The sequence below is a fragment of the Nostoc sp. JL34 genome (assembly GCF_017114945.1).
Lineage (GTDB): Bacteria > Cyanobacteriota > Cyanobacteriia > Cyanobacteriales > Nostocaceae > Nostoc.
In genome coordinates this window covers 1-15,154 of sequence record NZ_JABXKQ010000145.1, presented here as the reverse complement: position 1 = coordinate 15,154, position 15,154 = coordinate 1, and the positions used below count along the sequence as shown (strand labels likewise).

17 protein-coding genes and 1 pseudogene are annotated in these 15,154 nt (G+C 41.4%); 9 read left to right on the top strand and 9 right to left on the bottom strand.

The features are described 5' to 3' along the window. Positions 1-289: 289 nt before the first annotated feature. The 6 genes and pseudogenes from HWQ44_RS26710 to HWQ44_RS26685 all read left to right on the top strand — a co-directional run. Positions 290-532: pseudogene (locus HWQ44_RS26710) on the top strand (sulfatase-modifying factor protein); the annotation flags it as partial. 99 nt (positions 533-631) lie between these two features. After that, entirely contained in the window at positions 632-928 is a 297-nt protein-coding gene (locus HWQ44_RS26705) for a BrnT family toxin (protein WP_292724922.1), read from the top strand. After that, positions 918-1,202, top strand: a complete 285-nt coding sequence (locus tag HWQ44_RS26700) for a hypothetical protein (protein WP_012407730.1) — start codon at positions 918-920, stop codon at positions 1,200-1,202. Before HWQ44_RS26705 ends, HWQ44_RS26700 begins: the two co-directional genes overlap by 11 nt. Before the next feature lie 98 nt (positions 1,203-1,300). Next, positions 1,301-1,528, top strand: a complete 228-nt coding sequence (locus HWQ44_RS26695) for a type II toxin-antitoxin system Phd/YefM family antitoxin (RefSeq protein WP_292724920.1) — start codon at positions 1,301-1,303, stop codon at positions 1,526-1,528. Continuing rightward, the gene (locus HWQ44_RS26690; RefSeq protein ID WP_292724918.1) at positions 1,525-1,911 is read left to right on the top strand and encodes a type II toxin-antitoxin system VapC family toxin; all 387 of its coding nucleotides are present in this window, start codon (positions 1,525-1,527) and stop codon (positions 1,909-1,911) included. The genes HWQ44_RS26695 and HWQ44_RS26690 overlap by 4 nt, the downstream gene beginning before the upstream one ends. A gap of 199 nt (positions 1,912-2,110) precedes the next feature. After that, positions 2,111-2,698, top strand: a complete 588-nt coding sequence (locus HWQ44_RS26685) for a Uma2 family endonuclease (protein WP_292724916.1) — start codon at positions 2,111-2,113, stop codon at positions 2,696-2,698. Positions 2,699-2,766: 68 nt separating this feature from the next. Here the strand turns inward: HWQ44_RS26685 and HWQ44_RS26680 are convergent, their stop codons facing one another. Then, positions 2,767-4,365: an Hsp70 family protein gene (locus HWQ44_RS26680; protein ID WP_292724915.1), complete on the bottom strand. Its 1,599-nt coding sequence runs from the start codon at positions 4,363-4,365 to the stop codon at positions 2,767-2,769. 280 nt (positions 4,366-4,645) lie between these two features. Then, positions 4,646-5,200, bottom strand: a complete 555-nt coding sequence (locus HWQ44_RS26675) for an MltR family transcriptional regulator (RefSeq protein ID WP_292724914.1) — start codon at positions 5,198-5,200, stop codon at positions 4,646-4,648. Between the two features lie 25 nt (positions 5,201-5,225). On the opposite strand from HWQ44_RS26675, the gene HWQ44_RS26670 reads away from it, so the two are divergent. Further along, complete coding sequence (locus HWQ44_RS26670) at positions 5,226-5,372, top strand: hypothetical protein (protein WP_292724913.1); 147 nt, start codon at positions 5,226-5,228, stop codon at positions 5,370-5,372. 116 nt (positions 5,373-5,488) lie between these two features. Here the strand turns inward: HWQ44_RS26670 and HWQ44_RS26665 are convergent, their stop codons facing one another. From HWQ44_RS26665 to fni, 3 genes are all read right to left on the bottom strand, one after another. Beyond that, positions 5,489-5,728 carry a hypothetical protein gene (locus HWQ44_RS26665; protein WP_104909601.1) on the bottom strand — a complete coding sequence of 80 codons (240 nt, stop codon included), beginning with the start codon at positions 5,726-5,728 and terminating at the stop codon, positions 5,489-5,491. 413 nt (positions 5,729-6,141) lie between these two features. Beyond that, positions 6,142-7,977, bottom strand: coding sequence for a signal peptide peptidase SppA (gene sppA / locus HWQ44_RS26660; protein ID WP_292724911.1), 1,836 nt, complete (start codon positions 7,975-7,977; stop codon positions 6,142-6,144). 167 nt (positions 7,978-8,144) lie between these two features. Next, entirely contained in the window at positions 8,145-9,194 is a 1,050-nt protein-coding gene (fni, locus tag HWQ44_RS26655; protein WP_292724910.1) for a type 2 isopentenyl-diphosphate Delta-isomerase, read from the bottom strand. A gap of 153 nt (positions 9,195-9,347) precedes the next feature. Here fni and HWQ44_RS26650 point away from each other — a divergent pair, with 153 nt between their 5' ends. After that, positions 9,348-9,932 carry a Uma2 family endonuclease gene (locus tag HWQ44_RS26650; RefSeq protein WP_292724908.1) on the top strand — a complete coding sequence of 195 codons (585 nt, stop codon included), beginning with the start codon at positions 9,348-9,350 and terminating at the stop codon, positions 9,930-9,932. Here the strand turns inward: HWQ44_RS26650 and HWQ44_RS26645 are convergent. The 4 genes from HWQ44_RS26645 to HWQ44_RS26630 all read right to left on the bottom strand — a co-directional run bounded on the left by HWQ44_RS26645 (position 9,880) and on the right by HWQ44_RS26630 (position 12,647). Continuing rightward, a complete protein-coding gene (locus HWQ44_RS26645; protein WP_292724907.1) occupies positions 9,880-10,797 on the bottom strand; it encodes a hypothetical protein in 918 nt (305 codons plus the stop codon). The two genes, HWQ44_RS26650 and HWQ44_RS26645, sit on opposite strands and share 53 nt — an antisense overlap. A gap of 226 nt (positions 10,798-11,023) precedes the next feature. Continuing rightward, on the bottom strand, positions 11,024-11,260 hold the full coding sequence (locus tag HWQ44_RS26640; RefSeq protein WP_334859391.1) for a hypothetical protein: 237 nt from the start codon (positions 11,258-11,260) through the stop codon (positions 11,024-11,026). 124 nt (positions 11,261-11,384) lie between these two features. Next, the gene (locus HWQ44_RS26635) at positions 11,385-11,777 is read right to left on the bottom strand and encodes a hypothetical protein (RefSeq protein WP_292724906.1); all 393 of its coding nucleotides are present in this window, start codon (positions 11,775-11,777) and stop codon (positions 11,385-11,387) included. A 615-nt stretch (positions 11,778-12,392) separates the two neighbouring features. Further along, positions 12,393-12,647, bottom strand: a complete 255-nt coding sequence (locus HWQ44_RS26630; RefSeq protein ID WP_292724905.1) for a hypothetical protein — start codon at positions 12,645-12,647, stop codon at positions 12,393-12,395. A 143-nt stretch (positions 12,648-12,790) separates the two neighbouring features. Here HWQ44_RS26630 and HWQ44_RS26625 point away from each other — a divergent pair, with 143 nt between their 5' ends. Then, on the top strand, positions 12,791-15,106 hold the full coding sequence (locus HWQ44_RS26625) for an NACHT domain-containing protein (protein ID WP_292724904.1): 2,316 nt from the start codon (positions 12,791-12,793) through the stop codon (positions 15,104-15,106). Positions 15,107-15,154: the final 48 nt, after the last annotated feature.

Sequence of the window (15,154 nt, the reverse complement as noted above, 5' to 3'; positions counted from 1 at the left end):
AACTTTTGCGCTCACTTTACTTCAACACAGTAAAAGATGTCAAATGGGTTCTATAGAAGAAGCGACTGCAATAGAAGATGAAGTATTACGCCCCTACAGAGATTATGAGGGTAAATTAATTGAATATGAGCAAGTATTGCTTGATGCAGTAAAGATAGAGTACCCCTTTAGCGAAGCAACGCAAAGAGATTTGAAAGACTATCAAAAACGTCTGGGATTACTAGATGAAGACATTATTTCAGTCGAACAACGAGTATTTTCCTTATCAGAGAGTATAGTTCGTGTAGCTCAAGTTGGAAAAGAGGGGCGTGTTATTCTAACCTCCTCCAGTGCAACCCAGTATTCCTTTGAGCAGCAGGGATCAGAATTATCGATTTACACCCGGTATCTAGTCGAGGGTATTGAAACCGGAGCAGCGGATCAAGATGATGATGGATGGATTTCGGTTGACGAGTTACACGAGTATGCTAGTAACAAGGTACAAGAAGTCTCACCAGCAATGTCTCCTCAGTTTTATCCAGTAAGGGAGGGAACCATAGCAGAGATTTATAGTGCGATCGCCCTTACGGAAATATCTCTGTTTCATAAAACGTATTGACAACGTAAATACACAATGTCTACTATGTAAGGTATGGATGTGTATTTCGTGCTTAATGGTGTCACTTTCGTTTGGAACGAAGAAAAAGCTTGGATAAATCCCAGCAATCATGATGGCGTGACATTTCAGCAAGCCACAGAGGCATTTTTCGATCCGTTTTTAGTGGTTGTTGATGCAAGTCGCAATGATGAAGAAAGAGATGCTGTTATTGGCTTAGACAGACGGTGGAATCTTCTGTATGTCGTCTACATTGAACATGAAAACGACATAATTCGGATCATTTCAGCTCGTAAAGCAACACGCAAGGAGCGAGAATATTATGAAAGCTGAAGCACTGAAAAAGCGACTCGATAAAAATCGTCCAATGACTACAATCACAATTCGCATTCCCGAAGATGTCATTGAAGATTTGAAAAGAATAGCGCCATTACTGGGATTTTCTGGCTATCAGCCGTTAATGCGTGCCTATATTGGGCAAGGGCTAAGAGTTGATCTGGAACGACTAGAGGATGATACTATCTCAGCACTGATTGCTAGCTTGAAGCGTCACGGTGTTAGCGATGAGGTTATTCATGAAGCCCTCAGTGAAGTTACTCAAAAATAGTGCAATTGCGATCGCCATTGTCCACATGAAAAGATCCTTGAGTCAATAACTGACGAAGAAGTTATATTCAAAATATCGGGTTTTGGTAAAGACTATCAATGCATCAAGTTAATTTGAAAGAAGCTGAGACTCGCCTAGCAGAATTAATTGAAGAGGCGGCTGCTGGAGAAGAAGTCATCATCATCCGTAATGATGGGACATCTTTCAAAATTGTGCCACTTAATGGAGTAGAAGTACGCCCCAAGTTTGGTAGTGCTAGGGGTTTGGTAAAAATGTCAGATGATTTTGATGAGCCGTTGGCAGATTTTGAGGAATACGCTCCATGAGACTCCTGCTCGACACTCATACGTTTTTATGGTTTATTGAGGGCAGTTTTAACCTCAGTGACACAGCAAAAAACTTGATTGAAGATCGGGGAAATCAAAGATTTTTGAGCATTGCGAGTCTTTGGGAAATTTCTATCAAGGTCAGTATCGACAAGCTAAAACTGGAAATGACTTTTACTGAGTTGGTCAAGCAACAAGTTTATGGTAATGCTATTGAATTGCTTGAAATACGACCAGAACATTTAGATGAGTTAGCAAAGTTACCTTTTTACCATAAAGATCCATTTGATCGGCTCATAATTTCTCAAAGTTTAGTAGATAGCATACCTATAATTACTAGAGACAGTATGTTTGAAAGTTATCCCGTGCAGATATTGTGGTGAATCGTACCACATTTATACACAATAGAAGTTATTAAGTTATTGTCAAAAGTCCAGATCGGAAAGCGATGCCTACGGCGGCAAGAGACGCTCAAGACTAGTATAAGCTTCAGCCTATACTAAAAAGGGAAGACTAGAACAATCTTGATCTCAAAATGCCATTGGTTTCAACAACTGACCCACTTCCGCTTGTAACCGAATTATGAAAAATATTGGGTTGACGCAAGGAAAAATTACAGTTCCAGAAAGCGCGACTTTAGAAGAGTTCTTAAAACTTCCATATATTGAAGAGTCACCAGCTTGGGAATATATTAAAGGAGAGGCAATTCAGAAACCTATGGGAGGGGCTAAACACAGTTTATTGCAAAAACGTTTAGTTGCAGTAATTGATGCGTTGGGCAGTAACTATGAAGCCTTTCCTGAATTACGCTGTACCTGCGGTAATCGTTCAGTAGTTCCTGATGTGGTTGTGATCTCTACCAATGAAATACCACTGGATGAGAGCGGTGATATTATTAGCAGCGGCATTGATTTTGCACCCCCTTGGATCATCGAAATTCTTTCCCCTGCTCAAAGTCAAACGAAAGTAACTGGCAATATTTTACACTGTTTGAGAAATGGTAGTCAGCTAGGATGGTTGATTGATCCAAGTGAACGCTGTATTTTAGTTTATCAGCCTAATTCTTTACCAGATTTGTTAGCAGGAAAAGATATATTACCAGTGTTAGAAGATTTGAATTTGACACTCTCTGTTAATGAAGTCTTTGCTTGGTTACAGCGGAAAAATTAACATTATTCTCAATTTTTTCATGGTCGAGTTTAAGTTGACCATGTTGATTTAGTAGATATGTATTATATCTAGCTCAACTGTGCTACAAGTTGATTCTCCAACAGTGTGTCATTGGTTAACAAGTCTTCAACGCTGATTCGCAAAAAGCGTTGCTCATCAACTTGAAAGAGGATTTTGATCCGATCGCTTCCAGGATATCCTGCTGGTGTCAGTTGGGCAATTGTCCTCGCACCTTCTTGATCGTTGAGGGGTTTGACGTTGGTTTCATTACTGTCCAGACGGCGAGTAATTAAGCGATCGCCATCAAAATAAACTTCAGTATTGCCTGTATCTGCTCCCAATTCTCCCATAATTAGTTCAATGCTGGGCTGATTTTCTACAGAAGCGCCTAAGACTAATTCCACTGCTTGACTCATTGGGTATGCCTGTCCAGCTTTAATTAAAGAATGCCATTTGTGACGCTGATTGCGACGATCCCAGTAGCGGATACCATAACTATGGTAAAGAAAGTCTTTGATTTGTATCCCTTGTGCTAACTGTAATGCACCTTGAGCGATCGCTTCAAAGGGACGTTCGCAACGGATTTTTTCTGGCTCAAAATACTGTTTGATCCATGTCTGCACTGCCGGCAATTGCACTGTCCCACCAACTAACAAAACTGCATTAATATCTGGAAGTTCTATCCCTTGGCGTCTTGCTTGCTGCAACAGTGTCGTCATCGACTCATCCAATAACTCAAAAAATGCGTGTTCTTTGAGGATATTTTCAAAAGTGTCGCGGTTTAGTTCCAGTTCATAGCTTTCAAATGTCTCATCATCAAAATAAACTTCACTAGCTTGGTTTTGGGTTGATAGCTGAATTTTTACCCGTTCTGCCAATCGTGTTGTCAACGGACTTACCGCCAACTCTTGAGTTTTGGCAAAGTAATCTACTAACCAATTATCAATATCAGTACCGCCCAGATTTTGCCCAGCTTTCGCCAGTACGCGGGCAGTTTTGACTTTTTGTTTTGAATCTTCAGCTAAGGACTTATTACCCCACTTGAGGATAAATCCTAGCGGTTTGGTGCTTGCTTGTACACCTTGATCCAACCTGACAAGGGACAAATCCAAAGTACCGCCGCCAAAGTCAATCACCAAAAGAATTTCTTGATCTGCCAAGCCATAACCCAAAGCGGCGGCTGTGGGTTCATCTAGCATTCGCACCTGTTCGACGGGAAGGGCTTGACAAACTTTTCCCAACCAATGACGATAAGCTTCAAAACTGTCTACGGGTACGGTTAACACGAGAGAATCTAAGCCACCTTCCAAGGGTGCTAGTTGTTCAATTACTTGAGTGAGGAACCATTGCCCTACTTGTTCAAAGGTGACAAGTTGCCCATCTAGTTCGGGTAAGAAACCTTGAATATCTGCACCAATACCGCGTTTGAAACTGCGGAAAAATCGCGTTTCGCCTTTGAGGTCAAAACCGCGATCGCGTACTTGTTGCCCGACTAAGACTTTATTTTGGGCTGCGTCTTCAACATAAACCAAGCTGGGAATCAGTGGCGGATTGAGACTTTGTTTAATTGATAAACCTGGTAGAGTCAGGGTTTCTGGCTGCTGGGTTACGGGGTTCCAACGAGCAATGACTGTGTTGCTAGTACCAAAATCGATTGCGATCGCCATATTTTATATTTATTCTCTCGCACGAAGATGCCAAAGCTGCTTTATTTGTGATTATTCTCTATAAGCCACCAAGAATGCAAATGCGCCCATAGGCATACTTCTTTGCATCCTAACCCAGATATCGATTCAGTCTGTTGCAGCTAACACTTAGCTGCAACGGATAGCACAGTTAGACAATGAGCCTGGGTTTTGACGTGTCCAGGATCTACAATTAACTCATCCGCGATGACGAATACTGATTATCTGGAAATTTACTCTAGTAATTTAGATACACAATCATTTAGCGGGGTAATCTAACTATTTCCTCATCACTTATAGCAAGATCGCCTTGAATTATTCTCTTTTCTTTTTGGGCTTCTTCTATTTCAGTAGCTAAATAAATTGAGATTAAACTTACTACAGATAAGAAATGATCTCTAGTAGATGCTGGTTGACCTGTATGATCAATCACATTTCTGAATAACTTAAAATTTTTACATTTGTCAGCTATGCTTTGGTTACTAAAATCTATAGCTTGTAACTCATGGGCACAATCATTTCTAATATCTCTAATAATGGTGATATCGTCGAATAATTCTGAACCAATAAGCCCAAGACAGTAAGCCATGCTTATCTTTGAGCTAAAACTGCCTAATGGCTGATTAAAATCAAATAATTTTTCTACTTTTCTCTTATCATCAACCAGAAAATTTATAAGAAGTTGTTCAAGTTGAATTTCTAAAAATACTGCACCCACAATTACACAAGCTCTATCATTACTCTTATTAAGCTCTGCTATCCAAGTGGATGGATATTGTAGTTGAGCTCTTTTCTTTTGAGAGTCTTTCTTGGACATAGTTAAAGACTAGCTTATTGTTAAATTGCCTGAGCGATCGCTAGAGGAGTTTTGTCGCTGGGTGTACCGCTTCATGGGCAATGCTCAGTTCATCTCTCCTGAATATCTAGCTGAACAACACCAGAGATTTGCTCGTGCATTAATAGATCGGTATTCTTCCAAAGCCACATAAATCAGCATAATTGACCCACATGACTTTATGCTGGGCGAAATTCAAAGTGGAGACACTGGCTAATTAGTACAGAAAACTAATCTAACCCGAAACTTCGGGTTAGTGGTAATTCATCCTCAATCTTCATTCCGTAACTGCCAGACTGCACCAAAAGCGGCCCCAGCCCCAGCTAATAATCCAGTACTCATTCCTTGGATAGTTTTTTGGAATGGATCTTGAGTTAGGCACTCACTTGTAACCTTACTGTCTTCCAGGCAGAGACTACTTTCTGCCCAACCAGCAGTACCTCCTAAAATTACACCAGTGATACTACAAGAAACAATTAGCAGCAAAAGACGTTGTGTTTTTCTAGCCATAGATGGATGTTTTACTCAATTTTGTATTTTAGACTTTAAATTGGATCGTTATGTCAATACACTTGTGGATCTAGATAAAAAATTTAGATTTTTCCATACTTGAGCCACTGTTCAACCGGGCTGCTTCAGTAAAATTCCAAATCTAAAATTCTGTCAAAGGTTGGAAATTGTAGTTTACTCTCAACTACTTTACACATCCAGGCAAAAAATGTCAGCTGGTTTATGGCTGGCAAGACCAACTCTTGCGCCTCGCCGTAGTGGTCTGCCAAGTTTAAAGTGATGGGTAAACAATTTCTTAGTAAGGACTTTAGTCTTGAGAAAATAAGGACTAAAGTCCTTAATACAAACTTTTCATTACTAGCTGAGACATTGTAGATTCGGTGAGTTTTTGCCCACTAATACTCAAAAAACATCTACTCAATCTTCAAGTTGAAAGGCAAGCGGGCATAAACCCCCTGGGGATCGTTCATCTTTTGCAGAATTTCTACTTCCTGTTGCAATTTTTGCAATTCAGTGGTGAGGGGATTGGCTGATTTGAGTTGCGCCGACTCAATCCCTAAAGCAGTCCGCGCCTCATCTGTTGCACGCCCAAAAAAGCGTTCTCCAAAGCTGCTAGTGCGAGGATATTCTTGCACTTCCCAGTCTTCTCCTAGTTTCGCCTGCTGGGCAGTATATGCGATCGCACTATCCAAACCGCCAATTTCATCCACTAAACCAATTTCTTTCGCCGCTTCACCCGACCAAACCCTTCCTTGAGCAATTTCTGCTACTTTTTGTTCTGGGAGTTTCCGACCTTGAGAAACTTTATTCAGAAACATATTATAAATCCGGTTAACACTGCGCTGATAAAGTGCCAACTCTTGAGGCGATTTCGGACGCGAAACTGTTTGACTATCAGCATAGCGTGCGGTTTTCACTGAATCCCAGGTAATACCATTATTATTGGCCAGCTTTTCCCCATTGAATAGCATCCCAAACACCCCTATGGAACCTGTAATGGTATTTGGTTCTGCAAAAATGCGATTAGAGTCGCTAGCAATCCAATAACCACCAGAGGCAGCGACATCACCCATTGATACCACAACTGGTTTTACCTCACGAGTTAATTTCACTTCTCGCTGCATGACTTCGGCTGCGGTAGCGCTACCACCAGGACTATTAATTCGTAATACAACAGCCTTCACATCTTTATCTTGTCGTAGTTTGTTGAAGATTTTCGCAAAGCGATCGCCTCCTACTTGCCCATCTTCTCCTTTGCCATCGACAATCTCGCCCTCAGCATAAACTACGGCAATTTGATTTTTGGAGTTACGTTCTACACCCAAAGATTTACCAGAAACTTGTGCGTAGCTATTCAGGCTAATTTGTCGGAATGTTTTGTCTTCTTTATCGCTATTTGTCAACTTTTTCAGGTCAGCGACAACTTCATCAGGGTATTGGACTCGATCGACTAAACCGCTGGTTTTGGCTTGTGTGGCTTCTAGTAGGGCTTGATTATCTGCGATCGCCTGCAATTTATCAGGTTCAATTTTCCGAGTTGCGCCTACAGCAGTACGCCACTCTCCCCAAACATCATCTAACAATTTCTGAGTTTGTTCGCGGTTTTCTGGACTCAATTTTGTGAGAATAAACGGTTCAACGGCTCCTTTAAATTTCCCGACTCGCACGACTTGAACACCAATACCATATTTCTGTAATGCTCCTGCTAAGAACATCGGTTGTGAACTCAAACCGTTGATTTCCATCATTCCCAGAGGGTTAAGGACAATGGAATCTGCCACTGAACTAACGTAATATTCCTTTTCACTCCAATCACTGCCGTATGCAACAATCTTTTTCCCCGCAGCGCGAAACTCCTCTAGCGCTTTCCGAATTTCTTTCAGGGAGGCATAGCCGACGTTACCAGCTTGGCTGGCATTGGTTGCATCTATATAGATCCCGACAATGCGGGGATCGCGTCGCGCCTTTTCCAAGGTTTCCACAATTTTGCGGAGTGCCATCCTATCTTCATCTACACCTGATATTGTGTTTTGAAACAGTTCGCCTGAACTAGGTTCGCCATCAGTAATTTTCATCGACAAGTCAAAAACCAGCACTGACTTGTCTTTTACATTTGGCCCAGTATCTTTAGAGGAGGTAGCAGCCAATATCAGCAAGAACAGTCCAGTGGTTCCCAGACCACCGAAAATAATTAGTCCTAGTAAGGTGCCAACTAAACTAGCAAAAGTTTGTTTGATAAAATTACGCATTAGTTATTTAGTTATTAGTTATTGGGTATGGGGCAAAACAGTTCCGTTAGCGGTAGCAGGGCGTTTAGCCCGTTCCGAGTCCTGAGTACAAAAGTGAGATTCCCCACTCAGCGCTCTTGAGGGGCATTGGGCATTTACAAATGACAAATGACCAATGACCTGTTTACCTATTCTATGCGTTGTAAACTACCAGAGTGCTTTAACTGATACAAGGTGGCGTTGCCAGTGCAGAATAAGACCGTAGTGATTTCGGCGATTAAGACTTCAGCGAGTTCGGCAACTGCTGTCTCTGATGTTGCTGCTGCTTGCAAGAAAGGCATTGCTAAACCAGCTATATCTGCTCCCAAGGCGATCGCTGTGGCAACATCCAATCCATGACGCAAACCTCCTGAAGCAATTAAGGGCACATCTTTGGCGATTGCTCTAATAGTTGTAATGCACTCTGCCGTCGGTAAACCCCAATCGGCAAACGTTCTCCCTAAGCGACGCTGCAAGGGACTTTCTGCCCGTTCACTTTCTACTTTTGCCCAAGAAGTACCGCCCGCACCCGCGACATCAATAGCTGCTACTCCGGCGGCGATGAGTTTGTTGGCGATCGCTGCTGAAATGCCGTTACCAACTTCCTTCGCAATCACTGGCACTGGCAACTTTGAGCATAATATAGAAATCTTGTCAAGCAAACCCCGAAAATTTGTATCACCTTTGGGTTGAATGCACTCTTGTAGAGGATTAATATGTAAAATCAGGGCATCAGCCTCTAAGATATCAACTACCCGTAAACATTCATCTAAACCGTACTTATAATTAAGTTGCACAGCCCCCAAGTTTGCAAGTAGCAGAACGTCAGGGGCATACTTGCGGACAGCAAAAGTATCAGCCACTTGGGGTTTTTCTACCGCCACTCGCTGAGAACCGACACCCATTGCAATTTTGTAGTGTTGTGCGACTTGGGCCAAACGTTGGTTAATGATTGCGGCTTGTTCTGTCCCTCCAGTCATGGAAGAAATTAACAAGGGTGCGCCAAGGTGTTTTCCCAGGAAAGTTGTACTGATATCAATATCGTCGTGGTTGAGTTCGGGTAAGCAAGAATGGGTGAAACGATAACGTTCCAGTCCATTGGTGATTCGATCGCACTGAACGTCTTCTTCTAAGCAGATGCGAATGTGATCGGCTTTGCGATTCTGGGTTTGTGCAGAGATATTGGTAGGGGCGTTCACTGGTGGGTATGGCTAAAAGTATTGGCTTGCGATCGCTATTGTTACATTGTCTGCAACCGTATTTGTATAACAAAAATATTTATTTTCGCTATCTTTCGGGTACGTTACGCTATTGATAACATACCCATTCACTCATTTTATGAGTTAATTAATATGGTTTTACAAACAGAAAAGCGCTACACCCCAGAAGAATATTTGGAATTAGAAGAGAAGGCTGAATATAAAAATGAATACAGAGATGGAGAAATTATACAGATGACAGGGGGAACAACCAACCACAACAAAATTGCACTTAATTTTTGTCGCAAGTTTCCCTTGACAGTGCAAGGGCAAGATTATGATATTTACATAGGTGATGTAAAATTATCAATACCTCGTCATCACATTTATACTTATCCTGATATTATAGTCATCAAAGGTAAGCCTATTTACGAGGGAACAGGTACAACAATTATTACTAATCCCTTATTAATTGTTGAAGTCTTATCAAATTCAACTAAAAATTATGACAAAACAGATAAGTTTAAATATTATCGTTCTATTCCTGGTTTTCAGGAATATATTATGATTGACCAGTATAGTCTTGCTGTGGAACAATTTACTAAACAAGCAGAAGGGCAATGGATTTTTAAAGAATATGAAGGTGAAGAGGCAATTTTAGTCTTAGATTCTATTGAATTTCAAATTACCCTGCGTGATATTTACGAACGGGTGAATTTTGAGTTGATTGAGGAATAAAACCCCTTCTTACATCGGAAAGGGAGAAAATTCCAAGTTCCGTTCCAAGAAGAAGAAAAAGACCCAACTCTCTCGCTACAATTCGCTCCAACAGGGTTTTTAAGCTGTTTTGCAAATCAATTTTTACTGGTATGACTTCCAATTCGGAACTATCCCGGAAACGAAAGGGGAGCATTTGGGTCGTATTATTTATAGTAAGTTCAATGAAACCTTTGCACCAGATATCTGTCCAGACTAAGTTATATTGACTTACCTTTTCACCATTTAACTCAACTTCGTATTCGATTGTCTCAGATTCTTTATAGCTGCGTCCTCTTTTTTTTTCTATTTCACCCTTAATCGATATGCCGAAAATGTCTTTAAGCCCTAAATCGAGGCTTCCACCCTTTAAGTCACTCCAAGAAACATCCACTGTATGCTCAACAGTACGCGAACGTTTCACTGTTATTTTGACACCAGGAGGTACAAGTACGGTCTCATTGCTTGTCCGGTTTCTTTCAGATTCTTGCTCTAAATGTATCGTGATGTTTGGTTGAACTGTTTTTATAGAATTAATCTGCTGTGATTGCGGATTCTCAACTGAACTACTGTCGTTAGTAATGGTTTGAGAATCACGAAAGAACTTCCAACGGTAATAGCACTTTGGACATTCTACTAAGTCAGGGAATAAGGGTGCCACTCGCCAGTAGTTTAGTTTCTTCCCATCTGCCGAGTATGAGTTTAACCTCGCCCAAGCTAATACTTGATGACTACAATTGGGGCATTTGTTACCTGAAGCTAAAAAACTTATTGTTTCTTCTGAGTATGGAATGATCCCGCCCCCAGAGACGAAAAAGCCAAAAACTGCTGAAGATTTATTTTTCATATTATTTCTTTGTTGGTTTTACTTGGGTCAATATACACTTAAGTATTTAGTATACAGAAAGTTTCCATATAATTTTTTTCTTGATGACGACAAATAAAGCATTGTAGCCCCTTTCTGTCAGAAGCATTGATATGATCGCCGGATGAGTGCGATCGCCTATTGGTGACTACAATACTTGATTTTGCAATTCCTGAAGTCATCATGCAATTACTTGATCTCAGCCACATCACGGAATGAAAATCTGCCTTGTGCCTCGATAGTCTTCAATGTCAACTATGATATTAACCAATAGCGCACAATGCACTTGTTCATCTGTGAGGTTGAGCATGGCACGGATAAACTTGGGTCGGTACTGCTCTGTCACATAGTTCATTACGTCATACAAAGTGATGCGTGTGCCTAAAATTGTTAGTCCATGCTCGGTACGAATAATTGAAACTTGCCCATTTGATGCTGGAGTCATATTTGTACTCCTTAAGAATCTAGCTTTATGGTATCTTCACACACTAGTGCGATGCCTGCGGCAGGCTATGTCTACGCCAAGCAATGGGCATCATTTACCGTGAATGATGCCTACTTGTTGCTCGTTACGCCGTCTGTGTAGAAGCTGCTTTTAAGTCTGCTGTCGATTTTAACCGCGTAATGGTGGCTTTACGAATGCGATCACTTTTGCGTACCCCGCCTGTCATTTCGTATTCCCGGCTGTCTTTGCCATACTTCAACACTACACCACTGACTAAGCGTTCTGAAGTTTCGCGGATGGTCTTTTCAAGGGTTTCTATTTTTGCCTTTGCTGAGTCAATGGCAGTTAGCATCATATTATACTCGTCAATCTGGTTGCGGAGTTGCCCGGTTAACTCGGTTAAATGGTTTAAGCTGATGGAATCACCAAAATCGAGGCTGGAATTAATCGATTTAAATCCGATTACTCTCTGTTCGGTTTTTTCTAGCACGGTAGAGCTTCTTTTTTTGCGTGGCATCAATGCATACTTTTTACTAAACTTTATCTTTCTAGAGTCTCTCAATGGCACAATGTAGTGGTTCAGTAAAACTGGCAAAAAAAGGTGTTTTTTGTAATAAGATTTGATTGCTAGCTCAGTAATTGCACGACGCTAGAGAACAAATGATTGAGAATAGACTTGTGTTCTGAACAAATGGACTTGTGTTCTGAACAAATGGACTTGTGTTCTGAACAAATTGACTTGTGTTCTGAACGAATGGACTTGTGTTTTGAACGAATGGACTTGTGTTTTGAACGAATGGACTTGTGTTCTGAACGAACAAGAGAGACGCGATAATCGCCGTCTCTACAAGGCGTTTTTGTTATCTATTATAATTTTTATCAAAAACCCGATCCGAACCGGATTGCACGCAATCGAGAAACGCCATATTTATACCAATTTGAAAAAAGAACGTAACAACAAATAGACCATACATCTTGTAGAGACACGATGAATGGCGTCTTGAACCAAGGATGTGTTGCAATCATTAATTAAATTGTTATTACATTTTTTCACGCAATTAAACCGAATTCCTATATAAATCAACCAATATAGCCACAGCCCCTCTTTGCTTGCAGAGAGGGGCTTGTGATATTATCGATCCTCAGAACGGCGATGTTTTGGTAACAAGCTCTTTTTCTGTTTTTCTTGCAAATTGCTGGCTTGTTTCAGGAGTGGGATACACTGGTTAATTATCCAGATTAAAACCTCGATTGTTGAGTCTCCTTGCTGAAGGCGGTTTTCGGCATTTACGCCAATTAGCATTGTTTGCAGAATTAGCAACACTGTAATGATTTGGCGATAAAGCTTTTGACGTGTGTTTTGGGTTTGCTTGCGTTGAGTTTTCATTTACTTGCCTCACCTAGATTACAAATCGAGGTTAAGGTTGGGATTAATTGACAAGTAAATTTCCCAAGCGTTGATTAAAAGCCGTTTAGAATCTACATAGGGTGCTTGGGAAAGATATCTGGCTTGGGAAAGCACAGAACTTTTTGGAAAATTTTTTTCTTTTCGATGACGGTACTTACATGGAGCGGAAGGGGCGGGGGCGGAATCTTAGCTACGATGCTGGTAGAGAACAAGCAGAAATATTGCTGCGTGCTTTACTGTCATTTGTGGAAAATTCGGAAGAATCAAAAGACTGTAAAGCCGATTGGCAAGCGGGTACTGAGTTATGGGTAACGCATTCTACACTAGAAAAACTGGCAGAACTGACGAAGAGTTATAACAACAGCTTAGAGCCTGAAGCAATTAGGAATGCGCTCAACTGTCTGATAAGTCTGAAAATTATTGAGGATAAACGCGGACAAACCAACGCCAAAACTAGAACAAACTCAAAAGTTTGGCTTTTCGCGCTCAATTTTCCCAGCATCGATAAAGAAACAAACCTCAATTGGTTGTTTAAGCAAGGTGGGAAATGGGATAAATGCCGAGAAACTCAAAAAAACAACTCTGTTAAAGTTCCCAAGACTCTAAAAGAAAAATCTCAGGGTGTTGATTGGCAAGACATCTGCGGCGCTATGCTGGAAAAGCACAAGCGTCTCACCACCAATGAGTTGCTGTTTGCTGATGATGAGATGAAATTTGAGCTAGAGGCAATTCATGTCCCTTTAGCATTGGTGGAGCGTAACAAACCGAAGAAGTGCAGCGAGGATATTTCCGCAGAACAAGGTTCGCGGCTTTATGAACCGAGTTATGAAGAGAAGCAACGATTTGAACATGAGGCTTTTTTAGAGCAAGTTATCCGTGATGGTGTTGGTAAAACTCAAGGACACCGCATCGCATTAATTGGGGAACCGGGTGCGGGAAAAACTACTCAGTTGCAAACTATAGCTTTTTGGATATTAGACAAAAATCTGGGTTTACCAATTTGGATTTCTTTGGCAGACTTGCAAGGAAAGAGTGTAAAAGATTATCTGCTGCAAGATTGGCTGGAGAATGCTTTAGAAGTGGTGGATGTAACAAAAGAACAGGAAAACGCTTTTGCAGATTTATTCAAGAATAATCGTGTGTGGTTGTTGTTGGATGCAGCAGATGAAATGTCTTCACCCCAACCATTAACTGAGATTTCCCAGCAGTTGACGGGATGGGTGAAAAATGCGCGGGTTGTGCTAACTTGTCGGGTGAATGTTTGGGAAGCAAACGCCAACGCTTTAGAAAATTTTGAGACGTATCGGTTACTCAATTTTGAATATCCGCAACAAGTGCAAGAGTTTATTGGGCGTTGGTTTCACAACAAGGATGCAGACAAAGGGGAAAGATTATGGCAGGAATTAGATAAACCTGAACGTCAGCGCATCCAAGATTTAGTTAAAAATCCTTTGCGGTTAGCGCTGTTGTGTAGCACTTGGCAAGGTTCCGATAAAGGTTTACCGGAAACTAAAGCCGGACTTTATCAGCAGTTTGTGGAAGAGGTTTACAAGTGGAAAGAAAACCGCTTCCCTACCACCGAACAGCAGCAAGAGGAATTAAACGCAGCGTTGGGACGTTTGGCAAAACGGGCAATCGACCAAGAAACGTCACGGTTTCGGCTACGACATAAGTTTGTGCGTGAGGAATTAGGTGATCCAAAACAGCAAAATTCTTTATTTTGGTTAGCGTTAAAGTTGGGATGGCTAAATGAAGTTGGAGTGGCTGCGGAATCAGCAACGAAAGAGAAAGTTTACGCTTTCTACCATCCCACATTTGAGGAATATTTTGCAGCGTTGGCGGTTGAGAATTGGCACGAGTTTCTAAATCATGTTCCCGACAACCCCGCGCTAGGCGTTTATCGGATTTTTGCCCCGCAGTGGAAAGAGGTGATTTTGCTGTGGTTGGGACGTAAGGATGTGGGGAGGGAGAAGAAGGAGGAGTTTATTCAGGCGTTGATGAAATTTGATGATGGGTGCGGAGAATGCAGAGCTATTGATAGAGTCAGAAGGGGATTTTACGAGTTTCGCGCTTATTTTCTTGCTGCTGCGGGGGTTGATGAGTGGAAAAATTCTGGCAACGCAGATGCTATTGTGACGGAAATCGTTAAATGGGGCTTTGGTGAGTTTAAGGTTGAACAAAACAAGTGGGTAAAATTTTCCATACCAATCGCAGAGGGAGCAAGGACAGCACTACCTCAGACAAATCGCATAAAAGCGATTGATGCTTTGGTGGAGTTAATTGGCAAACCACAACTGGATGATTCTACCCGATGGCAAGCGGCATCTAGCTTAGGGGAAATTGGCTCTGGCAACCAAAAAGCGATTGATGCTTTGGTGGAATTAATTGGCAAACCACAAATGGATAATTATACCCAAAGGTTAGTGGCATCTAAGTAAGACGAGGTGAAAAAACCAAACTATGTAAAGATAAGTAAATACGTACAA